This is a genomic window from Pseudomonas sp. SDO5591_S426, assembly GCF_054070755.1.
In genome coordinates, this window is sequence record NZ_JBSVXD010000216.1 from 1 (window position 1) to 8622 (window position 8622).

The window sequence follows — 8622 nt, forward strand, 5'->3', positions numbered from 1 at the left end:
CGATCTTTTGATCTGTGCTTTAAAAGATCGCAGCCTCGTTTCACTCGACAGCTCCTACAGGGGACAAGGTTTGTTTGTCGTGCGCATCTGATCCGTATTTTTCGTCGCTTTCTGCCTCTGTAATGCACACAGCTTGCAGCCCACAATAACAACACGCTCCGCCGCAACAGCAGCGGTTGCACCGCACATTCATGACGTAGGGGGCCTTATGGGCAAGATGGCGATTTTCCTCGGTGGTTTTTTGGTGGTGACGATTCTGATTGGCGTGCTGGCGACGATTTCGCCGGTGTGAGGTGGTCTATGATTGCGGGGTAGTTCTCGCCATCGCGCATCACTCCCGAGGTCAGCATGCCCCTAGCTCTTCTTCTGCGTTGCAACGATCTGGACAGCACTCGACGGTATTACCGCGACACGCTGGGTTTCACGGTCATCGATTCGTTGGAATCGACGCTTACCGTGCAGCTGGAAGATTGCCGGATCGTCTTCACCCAGCAGGATCTGTGGCGCAGTCCCGTCGCCTGTTCGGGCACGATCTATTGTGCAATTGCGCAAGTGGATCAGTATTACGAGCAGGTCAAAGATCGAGTGGACATCGCATGGCCGCTGCAGGACATGGCCTACGGGTCCAGGGAATTTGGCATTCGTGACTGCAATGGTTACCACATTGCCTTTGCCCAACTGCTGGCCGCCTGAGCCTGTCTGCGCTCAATGCTTTTGAGCGATTTGAATCAGATTGCCGCACGTGTCATCGAACACTGCCGTGGTCACCGGCCCCATCGCCGTCGGCGGCTGGGTGAAGCGCACGCCTTCGGCGCAAAGCCGTGTGTACTCCGCCTGCACATCGTCGACACCGAATGAGGTGTAGGGAATCCCGTCCTGCTTCACCGCCGACTTGAAGGGTTTGGCCGCGGGGTGGGCGTCAGGCTCCAGCAGCAACTCGACGCCATCGGGATCGCCGGGCGAGGTGAGGGTCAGCCAGCGAAACTGGCCCATCGGGATGTCATGCTTGATCTCAAAGCCGAGTATGTCGCGGTAGAAGGCCAGTGCCTTGTCCTGATCGTCGACCATCACGCTGGTCACCACAATCTTCATGAGTTTTCCTCCCGGCTGATGCGCAGTTTTTTGTCTCAGCGTAGCCGCTGATGGCGCGGATGTTTACGATGGGCGACCACAGGGAGCGAGGTATCGAAGATGACATTGACCGTCGAAAGCCTGGTCAGGATCGCCATGACCAATCCAGTCAACGCAGAAATCAGCGCACGCCTGCCGGCGCTCGGGTTGAGCCAGTGCATGCTGACCGCCGGGTGTCTGTTTCAGGCTGTGTGGAATCAGCAGGCGCAGTTGCCGCCCGCGTGGGGCGTTAAGGATTACGACGTGTTTTACTTCGATGAGGACCTGTCCTGGGAGGCCGAGAACGAAGTGATCCAGTCTGCACAACGCCTGTTCCAGCACCTGGACGTTAACGTCGAAATCAAGAATCAGGCTCGCGTGCACCTTTGGTATCACCAACGGTTCGGCGGGGCTTACCCTCAACTTCAGTCGTCCAGGGACGGGATCGATCGCTACCTGATTGCGGGTACGTGCATCGGCCTGGATATTGAAACCGGCGAAGTCTATGCCCCCAACGGCTTGACTGACACCGAGCAAGGGCTGCTTCGGATCAATCCGAAAAATCCCAAACCTGAGTTGTTCGAACAGAAGGCCAAGAGTTATCAGGCACGCTGGCCCTGGCTGAAAATCATTGATCCCGCCACCACGGACCTGACCTGAACAGCGGCAGCCCCGAATGAGGCTGCCGCCAGACGGCTAGTTAGGTATTGCCAGGTTCACGCCTTCCTTCTGCAGGTCTTCGCGTATCGACTGGAATTTCTGGTACTTGGAAAGTTCGACCGGACCGTCGTAACCCATGCTTTGCATTTTGCGTGGAGGGTATTTGACATAGGTTTTCATCAGGTTGGTGATCGCGATGCTGATGGGCACCATTGTCCAGGTGTGCTCGGTGTAGTTGTTCATGAAGACGTCATAGCGTTCCTGCGGATCCTGCAGCAGGTCAAAGACTTGTGGAACGATCGCCACATACTTGCTCGCGCCTTTCCAGCCCAGGTTGGAATCGACCGCCAGGCCACCCGTCGGGGCTCCGTTGTCACCACGCAGGTTGAACACTGCCTTGTAGTGACCGACACGGGCGGCACCGGGCGACAGTTCGTTTTCGGTGAAGTAAAACCATTCTTTGCGTGGGTCAGGGCCGGTACCCAACAGCACAGGGGTCATGTCGTAGCTGTCAAACATGATCGGCTGGCCTTCGCGGTCTTTTTCCGGCAACTTCACTCCAGCCACGGATGCAAAGGTCGCCATCAAGTCCAGGCCACCGAGAATGTCGTGGTTTTTTGCATCGGCCTTGATTTTTCCTGGCCAGACCATGATTGCCGGCACCCGGTTGCCGCCTTCGCGCACCGTGCCTTTGGTGCCACGGAATGGCGTGTAGCCGGCATCCGGATAAACATCCTGCCAGGCGCCGTTATCGGTGGTGTAAACCACCAGGGTGTTCTTATCCAGCCCCAGCGCCCTTAACTTGTCCATGATGCGCCCGATATGCGTGTCGAGTTCCACCACCGAGTCGGCGTACTTGGTCTTGGAGATCGACTTGTGCACGAACTCCGGTGCCGGCAAGTTTGGTTGGTGCACTTTCATGAAGTTGACGTTGATGAAGAAAGGTTTGTCGGACTTCGCCGCCGTGTCGAGAAATTCCAGCGCGGCTTTTTCCACGTAGTTGTCAAAGAACGGAATACCGACGACACCGGGTTTTCCGTCCACCACAGGCGTGTCGACGTACTGTCCATTGATCTTGAATTCCTCCACCGGCTTTTCACCGGCCTTGGCGGAAAGCGCGCCCTTGGTCACTTTGGCAAACATGGCGCGGGTTTCTTCATCCATGTCCGGGAACCAGGTAGGGTCGGCGTAGGTGTAGGCATTGAGGTGATACAGGCCGACGTATTTCATCACGTCGTAACCCTGGGCATTTGGCAGGGCGTAGTCGGCTTCGCCCAAATGCCATTTGCCGGTGAAATAGGTCTCATAGCCACCGGTTTTCAACACCGAGGCCAGTGTCCATTCAGCCGCAGGCAAACCACCGCCCTGACCCTGGAAGGCCACCGTGGTCATGCCGCTGCGGTTGGGGATGCGCCCGGTCTGCATGGCTGCCCGGCCGGGGGTGCAACTGGGTTGGGCATAAAACGAAAAGAAGGTAGTGCCTTCCTGCGCCAGCTGGTCGATGCTGGGCGTCGGCATGCCGCGACCGACACCGCCGCCATAGGGCCCGAGGTCACCGTAGCCGGTATCGTCGGATACGATAAACAGGATGTTGGTTTTTTCTGTCTGTGCAGCGTGACCTGTGTTGATTGCCATGAGTAGTGAACATGCAAGATAAAACCTGGAGCGGTGCGAGAATTTGTTCATTCGGGTTTCCTTTCTCAAGTTCCGATCCTTGTTGCGGGCCGCTCAACCATCGAAGGCAATACAAGGATCTTTGTGAGTAACCCCCAAACTTTTAGCCTGAATAAGCACGGGGCTTATCCCCATTACCATTCACAGCGCCCGTGAAAGACTAGTACGCAGATTTCGTTGCGCGATGTATTTGCGTGTCACTCGTCGTTTATATCGGGCCATGCCTAAAGTTGTTTCACTGAGTCTTTTGCTTGATATCGCCACAGAAAATATCAACGTTGCCATCGGTGGCTGCCGTTCGCACGACGATGGCGTGATCACTGGCAAGCAGCTCAGACAAGGGCACCGGTACGCTTCTTGAAAAGGTCCAGCCGCCTACCGGTTGGCGCTCGGTGTTGACCTTGTCATTCATCTCATACGCCACGGGGCCGGGTTGAGCGCAGCTGCCTTTGTAGATGAAAGAGTAGAGGCGCAAGGGCAGTACGACGCCGTTGGGAACGCCGCTGACGAAGAAGCTGAGCCCGGTTTGTTTGCCCCAGTCGGACAACGCCACATTGCCGATATGACCGCTGTTCTGCCGGGTGGCATCCAGCTTCACCGACACACTTTTGTTTGATGATGTGGCGCAGCCGAACAGACTAGCGGTGACCAATAGAACGGTAAGTGAGTTTTTGAGCTTCATTGCCAAACTCCTGTTGAAGAAGTGCAAAGGGAGATTAGCGGGTATAGCTCAAATATCGTCTTCTGGCGGAAAGAGAACGGTCACAAAGGCTGCTATCGAGTAATTAAATGCTCAACCGTTAGGCCGGTGAAACAGCACAGCCTTCAACCAGCAGCATTCGGTACGACATGGTGAATTCCTCAGTGAATTGAAAACGAGCCTCGGGACGCTGGGCGCTGCAGCAGATTGACCGCGCGGGTGGATTGACGGGTGTTGATCAGGGTCAGGGCAAAGATCGCCAAACCGGCCAGGGTCAGGGCAAAACCGGCCCAGGCCACCGAGAGCAGGCCGTAGCCGGCATCAATCGTGTAGCCACCGCCCCAGGCGCCGATGGCGTTACCCAGGTTGCACGCGGCCAAAGTCATGGCGCCCACGAGGGACGGTGCTTGCGGCGCAAAGCGGGTCAGGCGCACTTGCATGGTCGGGATGGCGGCCATCAAACCGGCACCGAGGACAAACAGCGCGGGGAAAAGAATCCAGGGCTCTTGCCCGCCGGTAGCGATGATCAGCAGCACGCCGAGTGCTATGCCAAAACCGAGCACGATGCCGCGCATCGGGTAACGGTCGGCCAGGCTGCCGCCCACCGAGTTGCCCACGGTCATGCCGATGCCGAAGAGGGCGAGGGCGACCGGGATCATGGCCGGTGCCAGTTTTGCCGCGTCGGTCACGATGGGGCCGACGAAGGTGTAGATCGCAAACAGGCTGGCAATTCCGGTGGTCGCAACCGCCATGACGCCCCAGACTTGCCCGCTGCGCAGCGCCGACAGTTCCTGGGTGATCGGAGCGCCGTTCAATGCCTCGGTACGTGGCAACCACTGGCGGATCGCAAGCAGTGCCAGCCCGGAAAGAACAGCCACCGCGAGATAGGTTTCACGCCATCCTAGGTGTTGCCCCAGGAACGTTGCCAGCGGCGAACCGATGATCGTTGCGACGGTCAGGCCGGTCATGACGATGGCGAAGGCGCGGCCTTCCTGACCCGGCCCCAGGATGTAGGACGCGACCATGGCGCCCGCACCGAAATAGGCACCTTGGGGCAGGCCACTCAGGAAGCGGGCGGCCATCAGCAGGTTCAAATCGGTGGCGACCGCTGAAAGCACATTGCCGACGACAAACAGCGCCATCAGTGCCAGCAGCAATGTCCGCCGATTGAGCCGGGCCGCTGCAAGCGTCACCGCTGGCGCGCCGATGACGACTCCCAGTGCGTAAGCGGTCACCGCGTTCGAGGCCTGCGGTACATCAATGCCCAGGCTGGCAGAGACCAGCTGAATGATGCCCATACTGGCAAATTCGGACGTGCCGATGCAGAAACTGCCGAGTGCCAGCGCAAACAGCGCCAGGGAGCGAGCGAGCTTGCTCGATGGATTTGTCATGTAAAAGTCCTCGAATGAACTGGATGCCTTGAGCGAGCATTCCGTTGGATTTGGCGGATCCCTTTGGATGGGCTAACTTTGCTCCACGCCCAGATATTCGAGAAATTTACTTATCTGATTCTAGATATTCACAGAGCATTATGAGTCATGCGATACGACCTCAATCTCTTGCCGGTTTTCATGGCGCTCATGGAGGAGCGCAGCGTTACCCGGGCCGCCGCGCGCCTGGGCATCACCCAGCCTGCGTTGTCGAACGGGCTGAACCGGCTGCGCGACACGCTCAAGGATCCGCTGTTCATCCGTGAGCGCTACGGCATCAAACCCACGCAGTTCGCCGAAGAAATCGCGCCGGTCATCGCCGAGACTTTGGCCCGGCTGGATGAAGTGATCATCGGGCGGCAGCAATTTGATCCGGCAACTTCAAACCGGCAGTTCAACATTGCGCCGAACAGCTTCGTCGAGATCGTGCTGATGCCGAGCATCATCGCCCAGCTGCGATTGCAGGCACCCGGGGTCAAAGTGTCGCTCACGCCATTCGGCAATGACCTTACTGAAACCGGGGTGATTTCGGGCACGACCGACATGGCGCTCGGACGCATCATCGATCCGCCGGACAATTTGATCATTCAGCATTTGATGGACGATGGCCTGGCGTGCGTCGTGCGTGCCGACCATCCCGATATCGAAGACACGATGTCGCGCGAGCAATACGAGCAGTTGCGGCATGTCAACGTGCTGCCGCCGGGGCGAATGAAAGTCGGACTGTTCCAGGTGCTGGAACGTCAGGGTTTGCGCCGCGAGCTGGCCATTTCAGTCACGCATTTCCTGGCGGTGCCGGAGATCATCGCCGTCACGGATTACTGCGCGACGTTGCCTCGACTGATCTGCAACCAGATTGCCCAGGACCCGCGATTCAAGGTGGTGGAATCGCCTGTGGACCTGGGCACCTTCCCGGTGGAAATCGCCTGGCACGTTCGTTATCGCAACGATCCGGCCCACCAGTGGTTGCGACAGTTGCTGATTGAAACGGCTGCTGAGTTGGCGGGAAAAACGGAGGGATGAACGATGGCGCCGGTTTTGGCCGACGCCATCGTCAGTGACGCTGGAGGGTCAAGCGCTTTTGCTGGCGGCCAAATGGTAGGCAACCAAAGCGTTGGCATGGCCATGACCCATACCGTGTTCGGTCTTGAGCCAGGCCACCATTTCCATGTGCTTCTTGTCGCTGGCTGTTTTGAGCAGATCGAGCCAGTGGTTGATAGGTTGCCCGTACTTCTTTTCGATGGAAGGGAAGTACGAAGCCGGTCCTTTGGTTTTTGTATCTTCGGTCACGGTGCAAACTCCACAAATTTGAGGAACGTCAGCCACGACCTTAGCCGTTTTTTTTCAAGCGTCTAGTCACGGCTTCGACGGGTTGTTGATTTTCTCCTGGATTTTCGCGTCCACCGCCGCACGGATCTGATCGATGCTGAAACTCGCCGGTTTCTGGCTGGGCGGGTATTCGACGAAGGTTTGCAGGAAGCGCGCAGCCTTGGCCACCCCGGCTGCCAGCAGGTAGGAGTTCTTCACGGTCCAGTCGTAATACTGGTCAGAAACCATGTCGGCCCGTTCATACGGGTCCATCCGCAGGTTGAACAGTTTCGGCACGCGCAAGGGCACGAACGGGCTGCTCCACACGGCGAAACCACCGGGTTCACGCTGTTCGGCGAAGACCACTTTCCAATTGTCGTAACGCATGGAAACCAGCACGCCGTCGTCGTTGAAGTAGTAGAACTCCTTGCGCTCACCCTTGGGCTGCTGACCGGTCAGGTACGGCAACTGGTTGTAGCCGTCCAGGTGCACTTTGAAACTGCTGGCGCCTGACGTTGGAGCCCAGCCCTTGAGCAGCTTGTTTTTCACATCGGTTTCGCCCGCGGCGGCGAGCAGCGTCGGGAACCAGTCCATGCCCGAGAACATCTCGTTGGAGACTTCACCGGCCTTGATCTTGCCCGGCCAACGCACGATGGCCGGTACGCGGTAGGCGCCTTCCCAGTTGGAGTTCTTCTCGTTGCGGAACGGCGTGGTTGCCGCATCCGGCCAGGAGAACTGGTTCGGGCCGTTGTCGGTGGTGTAGACAACGATGGTGTTGTCGGCGATTTTCAGGTCGTCGAGGGTCTTCAGCAGTTTGCCGACATCGCCGTCGTGCTCAAGCATGCCGTCCGCATAGTCGTTGCCGGGCATGCCGCTCTGGCCCTTCATCGACTCGCGTACGTGGGTGAAGACGTGCATGCGCGTGGTGTTCATCCAGACGAAAAACGGCTTGTCGGCCTTGGCCTGTTTCTCGATGAAGGTTTGCGCAGCGGCCGTGGTTTCGTCGTCGATGGTTTCCATGCGCTTGCTGGTCAGCGCGCCGGTGTCTTCGATCTTGCCGTCGGCGTAGCTGTGGATCACGCCACGGGGTGTGCGGGATTTGACGAAGTCCGGGTCATCCTTGGGCCAGTACGGGCGCTCGGGTTCTTCTTCGGCGTTGAGGTGATAGAGGTTGCCGAAGAACTCGTCGAAACCGTGGTTGGTCGGCAGGAATTCATCCTTGTCGCCCAAGTGGTTCTTGCCGAACTGGCCGGTCGCGTAACCCTGGGACTTGAGTGCCTGGGCGATGGTGATGTCACGCTTCTGAATGCCGATGGGCGCACCCGGTACGCCGACCTTGGTCAGGCCGGTGCGCAGCGGCGACTGGCCTGTGATGAACGACGACCGCCCGGCGGTGCAACTGTTCTCCGCGTAGTAGTCGGTGAAGATCATGCCTTCCTTGGCGATGCGGTCGATGTTCGGCGTCTTGTAGCCGACCACGCCCATGGAATAGGCGCTGATGTTGGTCTGGCCGATATCGTCGCCGAAGATCACCAGAATGTTGGGTTTGTCAGCGGCGTTCGCCGCCATAGCCATGACCGTTGTCGCCATGAAGGCGAGTTTCGGCAGCCACTTTGTTATGCGAGTCATCTGACTGGCTCCTTGTTGACGGGCGTCGCGCAGGGCGACCCAGCGGCCATGTTCGAGCGTCGTCAAAAGGTTTGCGCCACCCACATCAGGTGGCCATGACCTGTAGGAGCT

General features: G+C 58.2%; 9 protein-coding genes. 3 read left to right on the plus strand and 6 right to left on the minus strand.

Annotated elements, in window-relative coordinates; genetic code table 11:
* Window positions 1–348: 348 nt before the first annotated feature.
* Window positions 349–693, plus strand: coding sequence for a VOC family protein (locus ACW9JC_RS26430; protein ID WP_457458672.1), 345 nt, complete (start codon window positions 349–351; stop codon window positions 691–693).
* A gap of 12 nt (window positions 694–705) precedes the next feature.
* Here ACW9JC_RS26430 and ACW9JC_RS26435 read toward each other — a convergent pair whose 3' ends face one another.
* Window positions 706–1092, minus strand: a complete 387-nt coding sequence (locus ACW9JC_RS26435) for a VOC family protein (protein WP_457458674.1) — start codon at window positions 1090–1092, stop codon at window positions 706–708.
* A 99-nt stretch (window positions 1093–1191) separates the two neighbouring features.
* On the opposite strand from ACW9JC_RS26435, the gene ACW9JC_RS26440 reads away from it, so the two are divergent.
* Window positions 1192–1770 (plus strand): nucleotidyltransferase family protein, encoded by a 579-nt coding sequence (locus ACW9JC_RS26440; protein ID WP_457458676.1) that lies wholly within the window; start codon window positions 1192–1194, stop codon window positions 1768–1770.
* A gap of 36 nt (window positions 1771–1806) precedes the next feature.
* Here the strand turns inward: ACW9JC_RS26440 and ACW9JC_RS26445 are convergent, their stop codons facing one another.
* The 3 genes from ACW9JC_RS26445 to ACW9JC_RS26455 all read right to left on the minus strand — a co-directional run bounded on the left by ACW9JC_RS26445 (window position 1807) and on the right by ACW9JC_RS26455 (window position 5535).
* A complete protein-coding gene (locus ACW9JC_RS26445; RefSeq protein WP_448107321.1) occupies window positions 1807–3405 on the minus strand; it encodes an arylsulfatase in 1599 nt (532 codons plus the stop codon).
* 274 nt (window positions 3406–3679) lie between these two features.
* Complete coding sequence (locus ACW9JC_RS26450) at window positions 3680–4126, minus strand: hypothetical protein (protein ID WP_457458679.1); 447 nt, start codon at window positions 4124–4126, stop codon at window positions 3680–3682.
* Window positions 4127–4305: 179 nt separating this feature from the next.
* A complete protein-coding gene (locus tag ACW9JC_RS26455) occupies window positions 4306–5535 on the minus strand; it encodes an MFS transporter (RefSeq protein WP_457458681.1) in 1230 nt (409 codons plus the stop codon).
* 147 nt (window positions 5536–5682) lie between these two features.
* Here ACW9JC_RS26455 and ACW9JC_RS26460 point away from each other — a divergent pair, with 147 nt between their 5' ends.
* The gene (locus tag ACW9JC_RS26460) at window positions 5683–6597 is read left to right on the plus strand and encodes a LysR family transcriptional regulator (protein ID WP_457458683.1); all 915 of its coding nucleotides are present in this window, start codon (window positions 5683–5685) and stop codon (window positions 6595–6597) included.
* A 48-nt stretch (window positions 6598–6645) separates the two neighbouring features.
* Here ACW9JC_RS26460 and ACW9JC_RS26465 read toward each other — a convergent pair whose 3' ends face one another.
* Window positions 6646–6864, minus strand: coding sequence for a DUF4287 domain-containing protein (locus ACW9JC_RS26465; RefSeq protein ID WP_338586192.1), 219 nt, complete (start codon window positions 6862–6864; stop codon window positions 6646–6648).
* Window positions 6865–6930: 66 nt separating this feature from the next.
* Window positions 6931–8511, minus strand: coding sequence for an arylsulfatase (locus tag ACW9JC_RS26470; RefSeq protein ID WP_457458685.1), 1581 nt, complete (start codon window positions 8509–8511; stop codon window positions 6931–6933).
* Between the last annotated feature and the right edge of the window lie 111 nt (window positions 8512–8622).

Coding starts and splice junctions, on each gene's coding strand:
- ACW9JC_RS26445 (WP_448107321.1), bottom strand. CDS start 3,405: ATGGCAATCAACACAGGTCACGCTGCACAGACAGAAAAAACCAACATC.
- ACW9JC_RS26460 (WP_457458683.1), top strand. CDS start 5,683: ATGCGATACGACCTCAATCTCTTGCCGGTTTTCATGGCGCTCATGGAG.
- ACW9JC_RS26430 (WP_457458672.1), top strand. CDS start 349: ATGCCCCTAGCTCTTCTTCTGCGTTGCAACGATCTGGACAGCACTCGA.
- ACW9JC_RS26455 (WP_457458681.1), bottom strand. CDS start 5,535: ATGACAAATCCATCGAGCAAGCTCGCTCGCTCCCTGGCGCTGTTTGCG.
- ACW9JC_RS26470 (WP_457458685.1), bottom strand. CDS start 8,511: ATGACTCGCATAACAAAGTGGCTGCCGAAACTCGCCTTCATGGCGACA.
- ACW9JC_RS26450 (WP_457458679.1), bottom strand. CDS start 4,126: ATGAAGCTCAAAAACTCACTTACCGTTCTATTGGTCACCGCTAGTCTG.
- ACW9JC_RS26440 (WP_457458676.1), top strand. CDS start 1,192: ATGACATTGACCGTCGAAAGCCTGGTCAGGATCGCCATGACCAATCCA.
- ACW9JC_RS26435 (WP_457458674.1), bottom strand. CDS start 1,092: ATGAAGATTGTGGTGACCAGCGTGATGGTCGACGATCAGGACAAGGCA.